Here is a 20,414-nt window from a genome sequence, read left to right as displayed (position 1 = left end):
TACAAACTTAATAGATTATTATTTTATCAGATTTGAATTCATGCATACCAAAGTATAATATTCCTGAAAAACGTTATCTAACCTGCATTTAAATCCTTGAAAGCGGATGTAATGTGTTTTGTAAATTTGGTATTGCGAATCAGGTCCGCCGAGATGAAATCAGGATATATTCTAATCTCGTGAAGTTTATCTATTTCATGCCAATGAAACAAAAGTTCTCCTCCTTCTTCAATTGTTTGAAAATCATGTTGATTTTCGAGAACCGGAACTACCATTCTATAATAAAATCCAACCTCATGGTACTTGTTGCCATCGTAAGAGAAAAAGTTTTCAACCACCCACATCAAATCTTCAACTTCTGCGGTTATGCCCGTTTCTTCCGCCATCTCCCGAAGAAGCGTTTCCATTGTAAGTTCGAACATGTCAACACGGCCACCCGGAAGACTCCAGAAGTTGTCGGAAGGCGTTTTGTGAAGCAGTACTCTGTCGTTACAAACAGCCACTCCTGCAACCCTAAAATTAAATAGCCCTCCATTAAGCGGAAGGCTAATTGTCGACGGACCATTCATATTAAAAAATTGTCAGACAGTGATTTTTGAAGCCGTAGATTCCCTTACTACGAGCGATGTTTTGAAAGAACGGGTCTCAAACGCACTGGTTTTTTTTGGATGTTCAATAAGCCTGATCAGTAATTCCACAGCCTGTTGACCCATTTCCAATGCGGGTTGTACCACGGCAGTCAAAGGTGGATTCAATAACTCAGCTACGCCAATGTTTGTGAAACCAACCACTGCGATTTCTTCCGGAATTTTCACTTTATTTTTAAGTAAAACAGCCAGACAACCCGTAGTCAGCCTGTCGCTTGCAGCAAGTATTGCGTCTGGTGGTTCCGGCATATCGAGCAGTTCCTGCATGGCGATTTCATTTTCACTTACCACTTTCCCGCCATGATGGCAATATTTTACATAGGCATCATCAAAAGGTATGTCATTGTCTTCCAATGCTTTCTTGTAGCCGGCCAGCCTTTCCGTGGTGATAGACAAATAGATAGGACTGGTGAGATGCGCAATACGTCTCCGTCCCGATTTGATCAGATGTTCGGTCGCTTCGTAACTTCCCAAAAAATTATCAACCACCACTTTATGCGTTTCTATTTCTTTGGGTACCCTGTCAAAAAAGACGATCGGCAGTCCTTTATCCATCAGTTCCTCAAAATGATGGAGATCCGTCGTGAGGCTTGAAAGCGATACGAGAAGTCCATCTACTTTTCTGGAAACCAAGTAGTTGGTATTAGCTACTTCACGCTCATAAGACTCGTGACTTTGAAAAATCACAACGTGATAACCCATATTGTACGCAATGGACTCAATTCCATTGATCATTTGGGAGAAAAAATTATTGGCGATTTCAGGAATGATTACGCCTATGGATTTACTCTTGCTATCCCTTAAACTGAGCGCAATGGGATTGGGTCTGTAATTCATCCTTTCGGCATACTCCATCACCAGCTTCTTTGTCTCAGCATTGATCTCATAGCTGTTCCGCAATGCACGGGAAACCGTGGATGTGGATAGATTGAGCGCACGTGCAATATCTTTTATTGTAATTGTTTCCAAAGAAAGACTTAATTAATTCAGTTTCGATATGTCAAAAATATCATACTTTTCTACGAATAGGGAATATACTACATTTTTCTCAAAACCAGCCGCAGCCATCAATTTTGATTCAAAACACATCCTTTTGCAATCCCTCGCTAAATTTGACCCAAACTTGTTCCTGATAAAGATAAGGACGGTGCAAAATGCTTCGCACCCCGATTACAGCGCTGTGTCAGCAATAAGGTTCGGAGGAAGAAGAATTAAAAATCCGGCAACGTTCCCGGTAACGTGTGCAATTAAAAAGACAATTTTTTATTTGATATTTATAATAAATACATCTAACATCGCTAATATATAGATGTGATCAACCTATTTTTTGGGCAGACCAACCGGATCCTGCCCAAAAGTTTTCTTCTGAGAAAAATTCAAACCAATAATTAATGAGCATTACCGACCAATTTAACCTCACCGGAAAAACCGCGCTTGTAACAGGATGTAACCGGGGAATAGGGAAAGCCATGGCCGAAGCACTGGCAGAAGCCGGAGCCGACATCATCGGAATATCGTCATCCTTACCATCCGCTGACAGCGAAGTGCAAAAATCAATTACAGGCTTAGGCCGTAAGTTTTATCCATATCAGGTTGATTTGGGAGACCGTGCCAAACTTTACGATTTCGTAGGTCAGGTAAAAATCGATCATCCAAAAATTGATATTTTGATCAACAATGCCGGAATTATTCTGCGCCAGCCAGCCGCCGAGCATTCGGATGAATATTGGGATCAGGTTTTGAACATTAATCTGGACGCGCCTTTTATCCTATCCAGAGAACTTGGAAAAGAAATGGTGGCAAGAGGATATGGTAAGATTATCTTCACGGCGTCTTTGCTTACTTTCCAGGGCGGCATCAATGTGCCGGGTTACACCGCGGCCAAAAGCGCGATTGGTGGTTTGGTAAAAGCACTTGCCAACGAATGGGCAGGAAAAGGTGTAAATGTGAATGCAATTGCTCCTGGTTACATCAATACCGACAATACCGAGGCACTAAGGAACGACCCGGTAAGAAGTAAATCCATACTGGACCGTATACCAGCGGGAAGATGGGGATTGCCGGAAGATTTTAAAGGACCAGCCGTTTTCCTCGCATCGGACGCATCCAGCTACGTAAGCGGCACTACGCTCACAGTTGATGGCGGATGGATGGGAAGGTAGCTTTAAAGTTTACAGTTATAAGTTTATAGTTTTAAGAGCCAAAAGCTCATAGCTAACATTAAAGCCATACAAAAGAATGAAGTGCCGGTCTGAACGCTTTTTGGCGGGCTGAACGGACTTAGCGAGACATGTGAACAGATAGTTATTTCACCGCCCGGCTTCTCACATTTCACTAAAAGTAAATTAAACAGGTTGGAGCTAACAGCTGATAGCCAACCGCTCATAGCTAAAAAAGTCATGCAAATAAGATTTGAAAGTAGTCGTAAAGAGGTATCACAGATGGATACCGCCAGTTTACGTGAGAATTTTTTGATAGAAAATATTTTCGAAACGGATAAAATTTCATTCGTTTATTCACATTATGATCGTGTGATGATCGGTGGAGCCATTCCTGCTAATGGACCTTTACGCCTCGAAACGTTTGATTCGCTAAGAGCTGATTATTTTCTGGAAAGACGTGAGATCGGGATCATCAATATTGGTGGCGACGGACACGTAACAGCCGATGGCGAAACGATCAACATCTCTAAGTTGGGCTGTGTTTATGTAGGAAAAGGAACGAAAGAGGTGATATTTACAAGTACTGATGCGGCAAATCCGGCTGTTTTCTACTTGCTGTCGTCTCCGGCTCACCAAACCTACCCTACCCGCTTTTTCTCAAAAGAAGATGCGACGCCAATGACAGTCGGTAGTATGGAAACTTCCAATCACCGTACGATCTACAAATACATTTATCTTGAAGGAATCCAAAGCTGCCAACTTGTAATGGGACTAACCGTATTGCAAACCGGCAGCGTATGGAACACCATGCCATCGCACGTGCACGACCGCCGTATGGAAGCCTATTGCTACTTCGACGTTCCTGAAAACCAAAGAGTTCTTCACCTGATGGGCGAACCTTCGGAAACACGCCATTTATGGGTAGCCAACCACCAGGCGATTATTTCTCCGCCATGGTCGATTCACTCAGGATGCGGTACATCCAATTACTCATTCATCTGGGGAATGGCAGGCGAAAACAAGGATTACACCGATATGGATCCTGTTCTGATTGGAGATTTGAAGTAAGCTGGATTTAATGTTATTTATTGAAGCCGGATAAGTTTTAGGACTTGTTCGGCTTTTTTAGTAAAATCACAAGCATAATGAGTTTATCATGAGATAACCAAATCTAGTGGATAAGTTAATCTTACAGCGATTTAAAATATTATTCTAGGAGTAAATCTACGTAGCAACAAACCACCTACACCCTCATTGAAAAAAATTCTATACTTTTTACTAAAGATCATTGGCATTTTTGCATCCATAATTGCCATCTTTATTATGATGATTTTTGCGTTCTTTTTCTTCACAGATGGAGGCTGTAAAAATACAATTCACTCTACTTTCTTCTCTCCTGATCAAAAGCACAAGATTGTACTACATAATTACGACTGTGGAGCTACTACCGGTTTTTCCACTCATATCTCCCTCATTGAAAGTGACGAAATGATCGATGGCGCGGGAAACACTTTTGTTGCGGATGATGATCACGGCAAAGCCAGGTCGCACCCAAGCTTTGATACGCTCATTGATGTTAATATAGAATGGCTTGACAATCGAACGGTTAAAATTACATACGATAAGTTAGCGCGGGTCTTCGAAGAAGATGAAAGAGTCGATGGCATTGATATCAAATATGTTCGCAAATAGATCAATAAAAATTATTTAACTAATTACAAATCAAATAAATATAAACAAATCTTAATCATTCCACCTGGATAAAGTTTCTAAAATTTCGCATCTCATCACCGAACAAAATTCAACCTAGGAAAAAATCTTCCACAAAAACTATGTAAATTCAACTCACAATTTTTTGAACAATGAATCGACTTGAAAGGTATAAACCAGCCATAATCAAACTCTGTGAAATTCATAAAGTTAAAAGCCTGTATGCTTTTGGTTCGATTCTTACTGACAGTTTCAACAAAGAAAGTGATGTTGACCTGATTGTTGATTTCTCGGATGTAAAGCTAGAGGACTATGCTGATAACTACTTTGACTTCAAATTTTCTCTTCAAGACATCTTGCAAAGACCTGTTGACCTATTAGAAGAAAAAGCCATAAAAAATCCCTATTTCAGACAGTCTGTCAATCACCAAAGACAACTACTTTATGGACAATGACATAAAGGTATGGCTCTATGATATCTTGAATGCAATTATCGAAATCGAAAGTTTTCTGAATGATACCCCAAAGGAGTTTGCAAAATATCAGAGTGACCTCCGAACCAAACGAGCTGTTGAAAGAAATATCGAAATAATTGGCGAAGCTCTAAGCCGAGTCTTAAAGCATGATGAAACTGTTAAAATTTCAAATTCCAGAAAAATTGTTGACACCAGAAATAGAATAATTCACGGCTACGATTCTGTTTCAGACGATGTAATATGGGGTATCGTTATCCGCCACCTTCCAATTTTAAAAATAGAAATACACGCATTGTTGGATGAGTAGAAACCTCCTTAGTTAACACCCAAAAGTGGCTTGACTTGATCATAGCATTAATAAAACTTACGGCTTTCAAGCAATCAATATACTGAATGTTCTTATACTCCAAGATTTGAATTCTCAAATTGATGTTTCCTAATATCACCACCAGTTCACTATGAATACCAAACTCACACTCACCATAGAACAGTCCGTTAGCGATAAGGCGAAACGATACGCAAAAGACAATGAGCGTAGTTTGTCTGATATCATTGAAAATTATCTCAAAACGATCACAAGAGAATCATCGATTGAGGATGAGACCGAGCTTACCCCTATTGTAAAATCGCTGAAAGGCTCATTTAATGCGCCTGAATATTTTGACTACAAAAAAGAACTTACAAGGAAATTATAAAAAAAACACCTCCAGGCGATGCATAAAATTCCCTGTTAATTCCAGTTTTTCTGGCATCTACCTGTCCTTCACCAACAAACGAGAGATCAAAAATGCACGGATTCCCAATGCAATCACTAATGGGATCAGGCAGACGTTAAGTTTCTGAGGGATAAAAAACCAAAGCAACAACGTTATAATTGATAAAATCCAGACCACTTTGAAATATCCGGCGAGAGTGTATGCGTACTTTCTGCTGATCAGGATTAGAGCAGCTATAACGTGAAACGGAATTGCCCACAACAAGTTGAAATTTTTAGCAGCAGCTTCGTGAGCGGTAAAAGCCCAAAGTGCAAATAAGAGCAAACCAATAAAACCGATGATCAAAAAAATGCTCACATCGAACCATTTCGTAATTTTCCGCCACCTCCAATCTTTTAAAGAAATAAAAATAACTCCAACCAGAAAGAGGAAAAACACAATAGCAGGATGAAAAATTGAAATGGCACTATTTTTTTGATCTGGTTCAAAAACAATATTTTTCCTTTTTACAATAGGTGCGCCATTAAGGGTGGCATGATCAAAACCCCTTTCGGTATAATCAGGAAGAAACATGTATTCAAACGGAGAAAGTTGTTTATCCATTGGCAATCCCAAACACACCTCAATACCCAACTCTCCCCAAGGCTGTTGTTGCAGATACATTCTGGTCAGATCACGAATGGTGAAACCACCTTTCAAATACGAATTGTTAAACTTTAAATTCTGCCCAAACAATTCAATAAATAAGTCTCTTACTTTGATCGAGCAGTTATTGTAAAAATAATCATATCTGTATGTAGCGTTTTCTGGCTGAGCATTCTTGTGCAGGTGATTGTAAATCTCCTGTTTTTGATTTCTGTTGAAGTTCAGAACCTGTTCATGAACAAATCTCTCCTCTGAAATATAAGAATCTCTAAAAGGCGCATATGAGGATACTCCAAGTTTATAAAGCAGATCTCCTTTGAGAAAATTCAGGTAAAAAGCCGAGTTAAAAACAAAGGTTCCATAATTGAAAGCCAGATCCATACCATTCAGGGGATCATAAATTCGGATAGCTGTGTGCCCGAAAGCAGAATACACCTCTTCCTGATAAGGCCCACAGGTAATAATAGAAACCTCAGCGGAATCGGACAATGCAACTTGTGCTGATGCAGATAAGCTAGTAAAAAGTAAAATCGTAACGATTGCGATTTTCATCATAGTAAAGCTATGGATAATCATTTTTAGGCAAAAAAGCCGTTCTCCTTTCAACTGCGAATTCTATTGCGTATAAGGATAATACCAAAACTAATGAAAACTACTTTTGAAAAACACAGTGGATCAAATGCGTTCTATTGCTCTAAATTTATCCCCTACGACACTATTTACCTTGATGCCCGCCCTCTGGCAACGTTCCCGACAACGATTGCGCAATTAAACACAATTTAATATTTGATAATTATAATTAATAGACCTAAACTCGTCTTACTCACCTGACGTACATGTTGGATGATTCACTTTCTCATATTGAAATAAGTCAATTGCATGAAAAAATTGTTTCTCTTTTCCCTCGTCATTCTCTTCGCATTTCGTCCTGCCGAAAAACAAGTACAGGTTTTTCTTATTGGCGATTCAACATTGTCTACCAAAAAACCGGGTGATGCACCTGAAACGGGTTGGGGAATGGTATTGCAGGATTATTTCGTGTCAGAAAATGTAAGCGTTCAGAATCATGCTCAGAATGGAAGAAGTTCCAAAAGCTTTATTACGGAAGGACGCTGGAAAGCAGTTTTACAGGATTTAAAACCAGGCGACTGGGTGTTTATACAATTTGGACACAATGACCAGAAAGACAAGGACACAAGTCGGTTTACTGCTCCAAATGGCGAGTACCGTAAAAATCTGATCCGGTTCGTGAAAGAAACACAGGCAAAAGGTGGCAAAGCGGTTCTCATCACGCCGGTAATGCGCAGAAGGTTCGACGAAAAAGGTGTGTTTTTTGATACGCACGGCGAATATCCCGCGGCAGTAAAGGCCGTTGCAGCTGAACTGAAAGTGCCTTTGATCGACTTGCATGCCAAAAGTGGCGAGGTGATCAAAACAATGGGACCGGATGCTTCAAAAGAATTATTTATGCACCTCGATGCCGGGATCTTCTCCCGGACTCCAAAAGGTTTGATTGACGATACACACTTTTCTGTTTATGGCGCGGCTGTAATGGCGAGCATTGTTGCCGAAGGTATTAAAAACCAGATTCCTGATCTTGCCAAATCACTCAAACATTTCGGCACTACGGACAAGTATGTATATGAGTTACCAAAAGTTCTTGTTCCGGTATTCAAAAAAGATACATTTAACATCCTCAGCTACGGAGCCAAAAGTGATGGAGTCCAATTGAATTCACCTGCAATAAACAAAGCAATCGACGCCTGCTCTGCCAAAGGCGGCGGTACGGTTCTCATACCTGACGGCTTTTGGTTAAGCGGACCAATTGTGCTCAAAAGCAATGTAAACCTGCATATTTCAAAAGGTGCATTGTTGCAGTTTAGCGACAACTATGACGATTATCCGGTGGTAAAAACGAGCTGGGAAGGATTAGACGCTGTACGTTGTCAGTCGCCGATCAGTGCAACTGGTGTTACCAACATCGCCATTACAGGTGGCGGAATTGTGGATGGCGCGGGTCAGGTTTGGCGTTCTGTTAAAAAAGATAAACTGACAGACGGACAATGGAAAAAGCTTGTGGCATCAGGCGGTGTGTTGGATAAAGACCAGCGGATCTGGTACCCAACCGAAAAATCATTCCTTGGTAACAATACAAAAGGAGCCGGCAACATTGCTGCGGGATACAACGAAAGTAACGTGGCTGAATTCAAGGATTTCCTTCGCCCGAATATGGTTCGGTTTACCAACTGTAAAAAAATACTTCTGGATGGCGTAACCTTCCAGAACTCCCCTGCCTGGAACATTCACCCCATGCTCTGCGAACATATTACATTGACAAATCTGACGGTTCGTAATCCATGGTATGCCCAAAATGGCGACGGTGTGGATCTGGAATCTTGCCGGTTTGGAGTGATCGATAATTGTACATTTGACGTGGGCGACGATGGCATTTGTATTAAATCGGGGAGAGATGAAGAAGGTCGGAAACGTGGCGTACCGACTGAAAACATCATTGTGCAAAATTCAACCGTTTTCCATGGTCATGGTGGATTTGTTATTGGAAGTGAAATGTCGGGTGGTGTTAAAAACATTTTCATCACCAACTGTAATTTCCTTGGAACGGATGTGGGTTTACGCTTCAAAACAGCACGTGGCCGTGGTGGCGTAGTGGAGAATATTTTTGTTTCTGACGTAAACATGACCAACATTCCGGGTGAAGCCATCCTGTTTGACATGTACTACATGGCCAAAGATCCTGTTCCTCAACCTGGCGAGAAGAACGAACTGCCGGTGATGAAATCCGAGCCTGTTAATGATGGAACACCGCAATTCCAAAATTTCCACATCCGTAATGTCGTGTGCAAAGGAGCAGAAACGGGCATCATGGTTCGCGGCTTACCGGAAATGAGCATCAAAAATATCAACATTGAAAATGCTGTGTTACAAAGTAATAAAGGTTTTGTGTGCATCGAAGGTGAAAACATCAACCTGAAAAATGTATCGTTTTTTACAAAAGACAAAACGGTCATGCAGATTCAGAACAGCTCAAAAGTGACAATGGATGGCATTAAATATTCGGAAGGACGGGATCTGCTGCTAAATGTTACAGGCGATCGTTCCAAGTCCATCAAGCTGATCAATACAGATGAGAAGAAAGCCAAGAAAGCAGTTCAGTTTGGTGGTAATGCAAGTGAAAAGGTTTTTAGCAGGAATTGAGAAGGTTATAATCTTCATAAGAATCTGCGAAGAGCCGGTCAGACTGAGGGATAACTTTATTTTATAAAAAACAATATGACCGGATCCCTGGTGCGATGACGCTAAAATGCTTGTCACACTGAGCGGAGTCGAAGTGCGAGCAACCAAGTTTAAATTATTAATAATCAAAACTTACAAAAATCGTCATTAATGGCGGAGTCGAAGTGTAAAACAAGTTGGTGCTAATCACTTGACGTTAATTAACTAATGCCAACCTGTTCAGTGTACCAATTGAAGCGTTATGGCTAACACTTCGACTCCGCTCAGTGTGACAGCATCCACGATTAATCAATCTAGTTCTTCAAAAAAACTATAATATGTTAGAAATAAAAGAAAATCAATTCATCAACGACAGCGACATCCCCTGGGAAGAGCTTGGCGGCGGTGTAAAACGTAAAATCATGTCTTATGACGAGAACGTGATGATGGTAAAAGTAGCTTTTGAAACCGGCGGCATTGGTGCATTACACAGTCACTATCACACACAAATGAGCTATGTTGAAAGCGGCGTTTTTGAGATGACAATCGGGGATAAAGTGGGTGTACTTAAAACCGGAGACGGTTATTACATCCCGCCAAATGTAGTTCATGGCGCATTGTGCCTGGAAGCGGGTGTGCTGATTGATGTCTTCACACCTATGCGTGAAGATTTTGTCAAATGAACAAAAGCAGTGGTTCACAAAGATGCCTCAGCTCAAAATAAAGGAATTACTTTTTAGAAAAAACAATGAATAATAACCGCTTACGACTCAAAACCTGGCTCTCTTCTCTCCTGCTGATATTCATCACAACAGCCACATTCTCCCAGGATGCACCCTGGTCCAGGAGGATGACAGACTCATTCATTGCCCGTCATAAAGACTCCATTCTGGTTGGAAAAAATACTTACGCTAGGTGGGATTACGAGCAGGGGCTGATGTTGAAAGCAATTGAAAAAGTGTGGTACCGCACAGGTGAAGGGAAATATTTTGATTACATCCGAAAAGATATTGACCAGTACGTAAAGGAAGACGGTAGCATTCGCACCTATAAATTTGCGGATTACAACATCGACAACATCCCAACCGGACGTGCATTACTTACACTTTACCAGCAAACCATGCCAGGTAAGGAAAAATACAAAAAAGCGGCAGACCTACTCTGGAAACAACTTGAAGAGCAGCCGCGCACCAAAGAAGGCGGATATTGGCACAAAAAACGTTACCCAAACCAAATGTGGCTAGACGGGCTGTTTATGGGCGAGCCATTTGCAGCAGAATACAGCAAAATTTTCGATCATCCTGAACATTTCGACGACATCGCTAAACAATTTGAACTGATTGAAAAATACGCCGTTGATGAAAAAACAGGACTGGTTTACCACGCTTATGACGAAAGCCGCGAGCAGCAGTGGGCAGATAAAAAAACTGGTCGTTCACCACATTTCTGGGCACGAGCCATTGGCTGGTACGCCGTTGCCATTGTAGAGGTGCTGGATTATTTCCCTGAAAACCACCCTAAAAGGGCACAACTGATCAGCTACATTCAAAGACTTGCTCCGGTTCTGACAAAATATCAGGACAAGAAGTCTGGCGTTTGGTATCAGATCGTTGACCAGGGAACACGTGAGGGCAATTACCTGGAAGCATCAGCATCCTGTATGTTCGTATATGCATTGGCAAAAGCTTCACGTTTGGGTTACATTCCGGCAACCTATGCAACAAGTGCGAAAAAAGGATTCGACGGAATTATTAAAAACTTCGTAGAAGTAGAATCTGATGGTTTGTTGAGCCTGAATAAAACGGTGAGCGTTGGAGGTCTTGGAGGATCCCCTTATCGTGACGGAAGTTATGAATACTACCTGAGCGAGCCCATCCGTAAAAATGACCTGAAAGGAATAGGACCATTTATTTTCGCCGCTGTGGAAATGGAGATTGCAGCAGAAAATACAGTTGGAAAAGGCAAAAAAGTAGGTCTGGATTATCATTTCAACCGTGAGTTCAGAAAAGATCTGAATGGAAAACAGGAGCAGTTTCACTATACCTGGGAAGACCGGGCGCATTCTGGCTTCTGGCTTTGGGGCAATACATTCCGTGAACTTGGTGCAGAAACCGTATCCATTCCTACCGCTCCTACTGCGGAAAATCTGAAAGGTGTGGGTGTATATATCATCGTTGACCCGGATACAAAAAAGGAGACTGCTGCACCGAACTTCGTTGAAGCAAAGGATATTGCCGCGATCGAAAAATGGGTAAAAGCAGGAGGTGTACTTGTACTGATGGCCAATGATACGGCTAACTGCGAAATTCCTCATTTCAATCAGCTTGCAAAGGTTTTTGGCATTCAGTTTACCAGTAAAAACCGTAACATGGTGCAGGGTTTGCAGTTTGAACAGGGAAAACTGAACATTCCGGCAGGTGACCCGATTTTCAAGAACACCTCTAAAATTTACATCAAGGAGCTGTCTCCGCTGGCCTTAACAGGTCCTGCAAAATCCGGACTTACAGACGATGGTGATATCATATTTGGTATTTCTAAATATGGCAAAGGAACTGTGTTCGCCGTTGGTGATCCATGGCTTTACAATGAGTATACCGACGGAAGAAGAATCGATACCAGCTTTGAGAACTTTGAAGCAGGGAAAGATCTTGCCCAATGGTTGTTGAAACAGGCTAAATAAGGAAACCCAATGACAGGTATGCGTCACTTTCTGGTAATCATTTTAGTCGTATTTGGTCTTAGCTTCTCTATAAAAAGCTTTGGTAAAACATCTGTTTTACCAAAGCTTCATTCTGAATCAACTGTCGACATTGACACTACCGCAGAAAAAGTTCTTCTTGCACAACGTATATCAGGAGGCTGGCCAAAGCAGATAGACACCAAGGCATTTGACTACAACAACAAATGGAGTGAGGAATTTATCGGGGCTGTAAAAGCTGGTTTCAACAAACCGGATGCTACCATTGACAATCATGGTACGTCCCGTGAAATCCGCCTTCTTGTAAAAGCATACAAAGAAACAGGTAATGCGAAATACCTTGCAGCATCAGAAACCGGGATTCGGTATTTACTTAAAATGCAATATAAAAACGGAGGTTTCCCTCAATTTTTCCCGGATACGAGCGGCTATCGTAAACACATTACGTACAACGACAATGCCATGATCAACGCTTTGCAGATCCTGAAAGAGGTGTCTGAAAGCAAAGGGGCATTTGAGCCTGTCAACACAGAATTGAAAAAACAGGCTGCTCAGGCAGTTGAATCGGGCATTGCATGTATTCTAAAAACGCAGATCAGAATCAATGGGAAACCAACGGTTTGGTGTGCACAACATGATTTTGTTACCTACCAACCGGCAAAGGCGCGGGCTTTTGAGCTGGCTTCATTCAGCGGGGCAGAAAGTGTGGACATCACCCGCTTCCTCATGAAAATTCCCAATCCAACACCGGAAATAAAAGAGGCTGTGTTGGGTGCTTTGACCTGGCTGAATTCCGCTACAATTAAAGATATTCAAGCGAAAAGAATTAAAGATCCATTACAACCCAAAGGACAGGATGTGGTAGTGGTTCCTGCGCCGGGAGCGAAAATATGGGCCAGGTTCTATGATCTGGAAACTGGAAAGCCATTTTTCTGCGGACGCGACGGGATCAAAAAAGAAAATTTGAGTGAGATAGAGAATGAGCGCAGGGTTGGTTATGCCTATTATGGCACCTGGCCGGAAAAATTACTTTCAGCTACCTACGAAGGCTGGCAAACAAAATAAGTTATAGAAAAATTTTACATCCATCTGACCGGACTTGAAAATGAACCATCTTTTTCGTGAAAACCTACGGCAATTAAGAGGACATCCTACGGTTGAAGTTCCGCAGGATGCTATTTTCAAACTTCCTGAAAAAATTCTTCAGTTCGGTACCGGCGCATTTCTCCGTGGTCTGGCCGATTACTTTGTCGATAAAGCCAATCGTGAAGGGATTTTCAACGGCCGTATTGTGGTAGTTAAATCCACGGACGAGGGCGATTTAAAGGCATTTGATCGTCAGGACAACCTTTATACAATTTGTAGCCGGGGAATAAAAGAAGGCCGCATGGTTGAAGAAAACATCATTTCTTCCTCAATCAGTCGTGTACTTTCTGCCCGTACACAATGGTCGTTGGTGCTTGATCTGGCACGTAATCCTGCCATCAGTATTGTGATTTCTAATACTACCGAACTGGGAATTCAGCTCGTTCCGGATGACATTTACCAGTGGCCTCCGGTTTCTTTTCCGGGCAAACTCCTGGCGTTTCTTTATGCTCGTTTTGTTGCATTCAGCGGAAGTCCGGATCATGGCGTGGTCGTTGTTCCCACCGAACTCATTGCCGAAAACGGCACCAAACTGGAATCGATCGTGCTGGAACTCGCACATCGAAACGGGCTCGAAAGTAATTTCATTGACTGGCTCGAACAGCATAATTCTTTCTGTAACTCATTGGTTGATCGTATCGTACCCGGTCGGCCGGACGATGTTACCAAAAAGGAAATGGAGGAAGAACTCGGTTTTCAGGACGAACTGATGATCACCGCAGAACACTATCATCTTTGGGCCATTGAAGGAGACGAAAGGGTGAAAAACATTCTTTCTTTTGCAGAGGCCAGCGAAGGAGGCATCGTGATTCAGCCGGATATAGAACTTTACCGGGAGCTCAAACTCAGATTATTGAATGGGGCGCATACACTGGGCGGAGGTCTTGCACATCTATGCGGATTCACCACGGTTGTGGAAGCCATGGATGATCCTTTCTTCTCAGGATTTTTAAGTAATCTGCTGGGAAATGAAATAGCTCCTGCGATACCTTATCCCCTGGAACAGGAAGTAGCGCGCAACTTTGGAAGGATGGTTCTTGACCGGTTCAGAAATCCCTACATCCAACATAAATGGCTGAATATCAATTTTAATTTTTCAGCCAAAATGCTTTCCAGGGTAATGCCCACTTTTCTGAATTATGAAAAATTGTTTGGTCAAAATCCTGATTTCATGACGTTCGGATTCGCAGCTTACATCTATTACATGAAGCCGGCAAGAAAAGGAGGAGACAATTACTACGGATTCGCCAACGGAAAATATTATCTTATCCAGGACGCAAGAGCGTCATATTTTCATCAAAAATGGCAGATACCATCACTTCCTGACATGGTACATGCAATCATGAAAGATCCGTTTATCTGGGGCGAGGACCTTACACAAGTAGGGACAACCGGGGAGAGTGTCGTCGTCTATCTTGAGTCCATCAAAGAACACGGAGCTCTGGAAGCTTTAAAAATATTCAGACATAAAACGGAGTACAGTCTGGTAAACCAGATCGAAACCCCTACCCAATATTAAATCGAATTTTAAACCACTAACCCAAAAAACCTTTACATGGAAAACCAAATGACGAAATACCGTTGGCGAGTTGTAGCACTCCTTTTCGCTGCAACGACAATCAACTATCTGGACAGGCAAGTATTAGGTTTGCTAAAACCTACACTTGAAGCAGAGTTCGGCTGGACAGAATCTGATTTCAGTCATATTGTAATGGCTTTCCAGGCCGCTTATGCAATATCATTAATTGGATTTGGTGCTATTATTGACAGAATAGGCACCAAACTGGGTTACATTATTTCAGTAGTTGTGTGGAGTATCGCTGCCGTATTACACGCAGTTGCAACAGGAACTTTCAGTTTCGGATTTATGCGCGCCTTGCTTGGGTTAGGTGAAGCAGGAAACTTTCCGGTGGCCATTAAAGCAACGGCGGAATGGTTTCCTAAAAAAGAACGTGCACTTGCAACCGGCATTTTCAACTCCGGTGCCAATATCGGAGCGGTAGTAGCCCCAATTATGGTTCCCTGGATTCTGGGTGCTTACGGCTGGCAGGAAGCATTCCTGATCACCGGTGCCGTGGGTTTCATCTGGTTGTTTTTCTGGATAAAATATTATGAAATCCCAAGCAAGCAACCACGCGCCAACGCAGCTGAACTTGAATACATCTTGAGCGACAACGAGCCTGATACAAGCAAAGAGTCACCAGTAAAATGGTTGGATCTTTTCAAAGTTCGCCAGACCTGGGCTTTCGTTTTTGGTAAAATGCTTACAGACCCAATCTGGTGGTTTTTCCTATACTGGCTTCCATCCTACTTCGCAGAAGCATTCAAACTTGATCTTTCGAAACCAAGTCTCGAACTTGTAATTGTGTATACGGCTACAACAATCGGTAGTATTGGTGGAGGTTATCTTTCCGGTTATCTGATTAATAAAGGCTGGCCGATTTTTAAGGCAAGAAAAACATCCATGTTTATTTTTGCTTTGCTGGTAATGCCTATCATGGCGGCTCAGTATACAACCAATATCTGGCAGGCCGTATTCCTGATCAGCCTTGCTGCCGCGGCTCACCAGGCTTGGAGTGCCAACATTTTCACAACTGCATCAGATATGTTCCCGAAAAAAGCAGTGAGCTCCGTAGTAGGAATTGGTGGAATGGCCGGATCAGTAGGTGGCATTCTTTTCCCGCTTATGGTTGGTATCATTCTTGACAAATACAAACTATTAGGTAATATCGGGGCAGGTTACAACATAATATTTATCATCTGCGGATGTGCTTATTTAGTAGCCTGGCTGGTTATGCACTTGTTTGCACCTAAAATGGAGCAGGTGAAGATTTAAGTTAGCTGTTAGCGAAATCCGTTTGTGAGAATTTAAGTTTCAACTTTTTATTAATTAAAATGAAAAAAACACTCTTTTTTGCTGCCTTTCTTCTTTTGATAAACTTCGTTGCTTTTGCTCAAAAAGATGAAGCTGCTGTTGCTGCTACGGTTGAAAAACTACGTGTGGCTATTGTGGGTGCCAACGAGGCTGAGCTTAACAAACTTACGTCACCCAAACTTACATACGGCCATTCTAATGGTTTACTTGAAGATCAAAAGGAGTTTGTTAGGGCTATTGTAAGCGGTGAATCCAAGTTTACCAAAATAGACCTGAGTGAGCAGACGGTTACCGTTTCCGGCGATGTTGCTTTGGTACGCCATAAATTGATTGGAGAAACCCATAATAAAGGGAAAGAGCCAGGTTCAGTAAAACTCGGCGTGCTATTGGTTTTCCAAAAAACAAAAAGTGAGTGGCTTCTTGTTGCAAGACAGGCATTTAAGCTTCCTTAAACACTCTGCCGATTTAAAATATCAAAGCCCGCTATTTTCAGGAATGGCGGGCTTTTTAGTTCAAATAGAAAATATACAGCGCAGCTTATTCCATGTTGTAATAAGCAATTTCTCCTTTGTAATAACCATTCATTCGCTTTCCACGATTGTCCATGCAGTCGAAATCGATGATGTACCGGTTATCCCTTTTTGAAACGATTACGTATCCGGAAACAATCTGATATTCATCTCCCGTTTTTGTCTGATAATTCGCATTGAATATCGCCCGCGCAGGTCCAAAAGACTTCTCTTTCGTAGAAGCAGTAGCATCAAATTCATATTTCCCTATTGCCAGTTCCTTCGCTGTGGAACTGTACATTTCAAACAATATTAAATGTCCCTTTCCTGAAATCGAATCCGGCACGCCATTTTTGCCGAGAATTGAAATTTCGGGAGACATCAGGTACAAATTGAGACTGTATCCCTGTGTCGCGCCATCCGTCCTTCCATAATCTATGACCGCTCCTTTATCGAGCTCGTATGAAACGCCATCATTAAACACCTGATTCTTTGGTTCAATATCATTATTGCCGCAACCCCATACAGCGGATAGAAAAATAAAAAGGTAAAGTATTCTTTTAAGACTTGTCATTCCTGCATTGGTTGAAACTGTATCACATTCAATAAAAAAGCACCCGGAATTTACAGCAAAACGCTCGTGATCCGGATGCTATTCTTATATATAAACTCAAATTATACCCTCACTACCTTTACTAATTAACTTTATTACTCAATGAGTTGGTCTTTCCGGAGCGGGGGCCGATGCATGGAAATCCTGCTGGATAATTTCTGCATACTTATCTAAAAGCTCCATTACTTTTTCACGTGTTTGAGCTCGAACCACAAGTCCGATGTGATAAGGCTCTTCCATTCTCCATACAATTTCAGGATCAGCAAACTGCGTTAGATCAGGATATTCCTGTCTGGTGAGCGAGATGATAATTCCCGAATAATCTTTTCTCAGAGGAGGTAGTTTGTATCCTTCGCCTTTGGCTTCAGCGGTCTCCATCTTCGCCCATTCCTTCCAAAGATTAATACCCGACGAAGCTTCCACCATTTCCGACAAATTTGCACCTCCTACTCTTGAAGATGTTTCCAGAAAGTAATACTTCCCATCGTCGTGGCAACGGATCACTTCCGTATGTGACGCGCTGTGCCGCAGACCAAAAGCTTTCAACAAATCTACCGCAAGTGTTTCAAGTGCATGTTCTTCAGACGAATCAAAAGGAACAGTTACCGACCTGAATATACCTCCACCGTGCGCCACGTCGAAAGGCGGGGAAAGATATTTGCTGTTCCACAAAAAGATTACCCGACCGTTGTACGAAATAGAATCAACATGGTAAACATCGCCGGGCTTAAATTGCTCAACCAGATAGGCATGCCGGTTATCTCCCAGGCTATGGATCGTCTCCCACAGCTCATCCACGTTGTGCATTTTTTTAATACCGGTCGCCGAAGCCTCCGAACGCGGTTTGATCATCCACGGACCCGGATATTTGTCGATAAACCTGTTAATTTCCTCATCATTAAAAAGCGACGAAAAACCCGGAACCAATATTCCCGATTCAGCTGCTTTGGTACGCATAGCCAGTTTGTCGCGGAAATACCTTCCGGTGGTTTGTCCCATACCAGGTATACGGAAGTATTCCCTCAGATGTGCTGCTTTTTCAACATCAAAATCATCCAGTGCAACAATCCTGTCCACTGGCCGGCTTCTCATCACAAAGGCAAGCCCGGTAATGATCTGATCCATATCATACTGGCCATTTTCCCGCTCTTCCACGTAAAAGAACTCATCCACACTGTCTCTTGCCCAGGGCTTATGTTCCAGTTTTTTTGCCGTTAATAAAAAAACCGTATTTCCAGCACTTTTACAGGCTCTCAAAAAGTCATTTCCTTTAAAAAATGTCGATATGCAAAGAAAGGTTAATGTTTGGCTCATATGAATATTTGTCGGTGGATGATAGCGTAACTTAGTTGTGGATGTGGCGTATTCTTACTTTCTCAAATCTAACCAAAAGAACCAATTTCACAAGAAAAATCATCTTAATTTTCCGTGAAATCAGTTATCTGACAAGCCTTTGTAAATTAGTTGTTACTTACAGACGAAGTTAAAAATTCCCTCAGTAAACGAACGCCATAAGCTGTTCCTGCCCGACCGGGAGCAAATTCATTGTCTCCAAATGCAGTGCCGGCAATGTCCAGATGTGCCCATGAAGCATGTTCTTCAGTAAACATTTCCAGGAATTTGGCAGCTACAATGGCACCGGCCAAAGGTTTCCCATGATAGTTTTTTAAATCTGCTATATCGGATGAAATTTCTTCTTTGTATTCGTCCCAAACCGGTAATCTCCAAAGCCTTTCTCCTGTTTTTTCTCCGGCAACAGTCAGTTCGTTTGCCAGATTATCATTTGGTGTAAACAAACCTGCGGCCTCATAACCAAGCGTCTGGATTACACTTCCTGTTAACGTAGCCAAATCAATAAGTACATCCGGACTAAAATGTTTTACCGCGTACGCAAGTCCATCGGCAAGTATCAGCCTTCCTTCGGCATCCGTATCAATTACTTCTATTGTTTTTCCACCATATGAGCCAATCACATCTCCCGGCTTCATGGCCGACCCATCCACACTGTTTTCGGTGGAAGGAATAATGCCAATAATCCTGACGGGTAATTTCAACTGCGCAGCAAGTTCAACAATTCCCAATACCGCGCCTGCGCCACCCATATCACTTTTCATCAAATGCATGTTGGCAGAAGGCTTAATAGAGATCCCACCCGTATCGAAAGTGACGCCCTTACCCACAAAAGCTATTGTTTTCGTATAAGTTTCAGGCGTGTATTTCGTCACGATCATCACCGGTGGCGCATCGCTCCCTTTACTAACCGCAAGCAAGGCATGCATGCCCATCTGCTGCAAATCGTGTTTTTCAAGAATGGTCACTTTATAATTATTTTCACTTCCTGAATCTACTGCCCACTGAGCCAGTGTTTGAGGTGTTTTATAATTAGAAGGTGCATTCATCAGGTCCATAACGCGGATTTGTACCAATGCCGTTTTTTGAGCAATATCAATCGCAGCTCCAGTTTCTTCGGATTCCTTTTCAACCAAAATATTCAAGCGCCCTTCGTTTCCGAAAAATGCGCTTAAAGGTTTTGGCTCAGACTTGTATAGCTGTAAATCATAACCACCAAGTATGATGCCATTTACAATTACCTCGACCGATTCCGGCGACAAGCTCCGCGCATCAAGTGTTATACTGTTTGACCAACGGTCTTTTCTTTTGAAAAACAGGGAGCGAAAAATCTTGATCAATGCAGATGTTTTCGGTTGTTTTCCCAACCCAAGCCACAATTCCTGTGAAGAATACCACCACATTTCTCCTTTTTCGGCCTTAAACATGTGTTGGTTGCCTGGCTCTGATCCTTGTTCGAAAGTGCGAAGTAGCAGCGTATCTTCTGCCGCTTCCAGTATTTGACTGATATGCATTTTAGTATTTTAGTTTCTGATAAAACCAAAGCTAAAAAAGAGTACATGTATTTTCTAAAAATTTCTCAGAAAGAAACTTCGCACCTACCCTATTCTATTTCGGGCAGGTGAGTACGGGA

General features: G+C 42.1%; 19 protein-coding genes. 13 read left to right on the top strand and 6 right to left on the bottom strand.

Annotated features, from left to right (window positions below):
• Positions 1 to 77 precede the first annotated feature (77 nt).
• Together LZG71_RS27430 and LZG71_RS27425 are read right to left on the bottom strand one after the other, a co-directional pair.
• Positions 78 to 569 carry an NUDIX hydrolase gene (locus tag LZG71_RS27430; protein WP_233825933.1) on the bottom strand — a complete coding sequence of 164 codons (492 nt, stop codon included), beginning with the start codon at positions 567 to 569 and terminating at the stop codon, positions 78 to 80.
• Between the two features lie 12 nt (positions 570 to 581).
• Complete coding sequence (locus tag LZG71_RS27425) at positions 582 to 1,616, bottom strand: LacI family DNA-binding transcriptional regulator (protein WP_233825932.1); 1,035 nt, start codon at positions 1,614 to 1,616, stop codon at positions 582 to 584.
• A 422-nt stretch (positions 1,617 to 2,038) separates the two neighbouring features.
• Here LZG71_RS27425 and LZG71_RS27420 point away from each other — a divergent pair, with 422 nt between their 5' ends.
• The 6 genes from LZG71_RS27420 to LZG71_RS27395 all read left to right on the top strand — a co-directional run bounded on the left by LZG71_RS27420 (position 2,039) and on the right by LZG71_RS27395 (position 5,690).
• Positions 2,039 to 2,809 (top strand): SDR family oxidoreductase, encoded by a 771-nt coding sequence (locus LZG71_RS27420; RefSeq protein ID WP_255713257.1) that lies wholly within the window; start codon positions 2,039 to 2,041, stop codon positions 2,807 to 2,809.
• Positions 2,810 to 3,046: 237 nt separating this feature from the next.
• Positions 3,047 to 3,877 carry a 5-dehydro-4-deoxy-D-glucuronate isomerase gene (gene kduI, locus LZG71_RS27415; protein WP_233825931.1) on the top strand — a complete coding sequence of 277 codons (831 nt, stop codon included), beginning with the start codon at positions 3,047 to 3,049 and terminating at the stop codon, positions 3,875 to 3,877.
• 255 nt (positions 3,878 to 4,132) lie between these two features.
• The gene (locus tag LZG71_RS27410) at positions 4,133 to 4,501 is read left to right on the top strand and encodes a hypothetical protein (RefSeq protein WP_233825930.1); all 369 of its coding nucleotides are present in this window, start codon (positions 4,133 to 4,135) and stop codon (positions 4,499 to 4,501) included.
• 170 nt (positions 4,502 to 4,671) lie between these two features.
• A complete protein-coding gene (locus LZG71_RS27405; protein WP_233825929.1) occupies positions 4,672 to 4,974 on the top strand; it encodes a nucleotidyltransferase family protein in 303 nt (100 codons plus the stop codon).
• Positions 4,964 to 5,302, top strand: coding sequence for a DUF86 domain-containing protein (locus LZG71_RS27400; RefSeq protein WP_233825928.1), 339 nt, complete (start codon positions 4,964 to 4,966; stop codon positions 5,300 to 5,302). Before LZG71_RS27405 ends, LZG71_RS27400 begins: the two co-directional genes overlap by 11 nt.
• Positions 5,303 to 5,453: 151 nt before the next feature.
• The gene (locus LZG71_RS27395) at positions 5,454 to 5,690 is read left to right on the top strand and encodes a DUF6364 family protein (RefSeq protein WP_233825927.1); all 237 of its coding nucleotides are present in this window, start codon (positions 5,454 to 5,456) and stop codon (positions 5,688 to 5,690) included.
• Between the two features lie 57 nt (positions 5,691 to 5,747).
• Here LZG71_RS27395 and LZG71_RS27390 read toward each other — a convergent pair whose 3' ends face one another.
• Entirely contained in the window at positions 5,748 to 6,911 is a 1,164-nt protein-coding gene (locus LZG71_RS27390; RefSeq protein ID WP_233825926.1) for a DUF4105 domain-containing protein, read from the bottom strand.
• Positions 6,912 to 7,235: 324 nt separating this feature from the next.
• Here LZG71_RS27390 and LZG71_RS27385 point away from each other — a divergent pair, with 324 nt between their 5' ends.
• From LZG71_RS27385 to LZG71_RS27355, 7 genes are all read left to right on the top strand, one after another.
• On the top strand, positions 7,236 to 9,572 hold the full coding sequence (locus tag LZG71_RS27385; protein ID WP_233825925.1) for a glycosyl hydrolase family 28 protein: 2,337 nt from the start codon (positions 7,236 to 7,238) through the stop codon (positions 9,570 to 9,572).
• A gap of 356 nt (positions 9,573 to 9,928) precedes the next feature.
• On the top strand, positions 9,929 to 10,273 hold the full coding sequence (locus LZG71_RS27380) for a cupin domain-containing protein (protein ID WP_233825924.1): 345 nt from the start codon (positions 9,929 to 9,931) through the stop codon (positions 10,271 to 10,273).
• A 167-nt stretch (positions 10,274 to 10,440) separates the two neighbouring features.
• Entirely contained in the window at positions 10,441 to 12,270 is a 1,830-nt protein-coding gene (locus LZG71_RS27375) for a glycoside hydrolase family 88 protein (protein ID WP_233825986.1), read from the top strand.
• A gap of 9 nt (positions 12,271 to 12,279) precedes the next feature.
• Entirely contained in the window at positions 12,280 to 13,353 is a 1,074-nt protein-coding gene (pelA, locus tag LZG71_RS27370; RefSeq protein ID WP_233825923.1) for a pectate lyase, read from the top strand.
• 40 nt (positions 13,354 to 13,393) lie between these two features.
• Positions 13,394 to 14,953 carry a tagaturonate reductase gene (locus LZG71_RS27365; RefSeq protein ID WP_233825922.1) on the top strand — a complete coding sequence of 520 codons (1,560 nt, stop codon included), beginning with the start codon at positions 13,394 to 13,396 and terminating at the stop codon, positions 14,951 to 14,953.
• A 36-nt stretch (positions 14,954 to 14,989) separates the two neighbouring features.
• Positions 14,990 to 16,270: an MFS transporter gene (locus tag LZG71_RS27360; RefSeq protein WP_233825921.1), complete on the top strand. Its 1,281-nt coding sequence runs from the start codon at positions 14,990 to 14,992 to the stop codon at positions 16,268 to 16,270.
• A 59-nt stretch (positions 16,271 to 16,329) separates the two neighbouring features.
• Positions 16,330 to 16,761, top strand: a complete 432-nt coding sequence (locus LZG71_RS27355; protein WP_233825920.1) for a nuclear transport factor 2 family protein — start codon at positions 16,330 to 16,332, stop codon at positions 16,759 to 16,761.
• A gap of 85 nt (positions 16,762 to 16,846) precedes the next feature.
• On the opposite strand, the gene LZG71_RS27350 is transcribed toward LZG71_RS27355, so the two are convergent.
• The 3 genes from LZG71_RS27350 to LZG71_RS27340 form a co-directional block, all read right to left on the bottom strand.
• Positions 16,847 to 17,392 carry a hypothetical protein gene (locus LZG71_RS27350; RefSeq protein WP_233825919.1) on the bottom strand — a complete coding sequence of 182 codons (546 nt, stop codon included), beginning with the start codon at positions 17,390 to 17,392 and terminating at the stop codon, positions 16,847 to 16,849.
• Between the two features lie 138 nt (positions 17,393 to 17,530).
• On the bottom strand, positions 17,531 to 18,745 hold the full coding sequence (locus tag LZG71_RS27345; protein WP_233825918.1) for an acetyl-CoA carboxylase biotin carboxylase subunit family protein: 1,215 nt from the start codon (positions 18,743 to 18,745) through the stop codon (positions 17,531 to 17,533).
• A gap of 146 nt (positions 18,746 to 18,891) precedes the next feature.
• Complete coding sequence (locus LZG71_RS27340; RefSeq protein ID WP_233825917.1) at positions 18,892 to 20,295, bottom strand: M17 family metallopeptidase; 1,404 nt, start codon at positions 20,293 to 20,295, stop codon at positions 18,892 to 18,894.
• Positions 20,296 to 20,414: the final 119 nt, after the last annotated feature.

Origin of the sequence: Dyadobacter sp. CY312 (genome assembly GCF_021390535.1) — a bacterium.
In the GTDB taxonomy this organism is placed as follows: domain Bacteria; phylum Bacteroidota; class Bacteroidia; order Cytophagales; family Spirosomataceae; genus Dyadobacter.
Note: the sequence above shows the minus strand (reverse complement) of the source record. Positions and strands in the feature narration are given on the sequence as shown.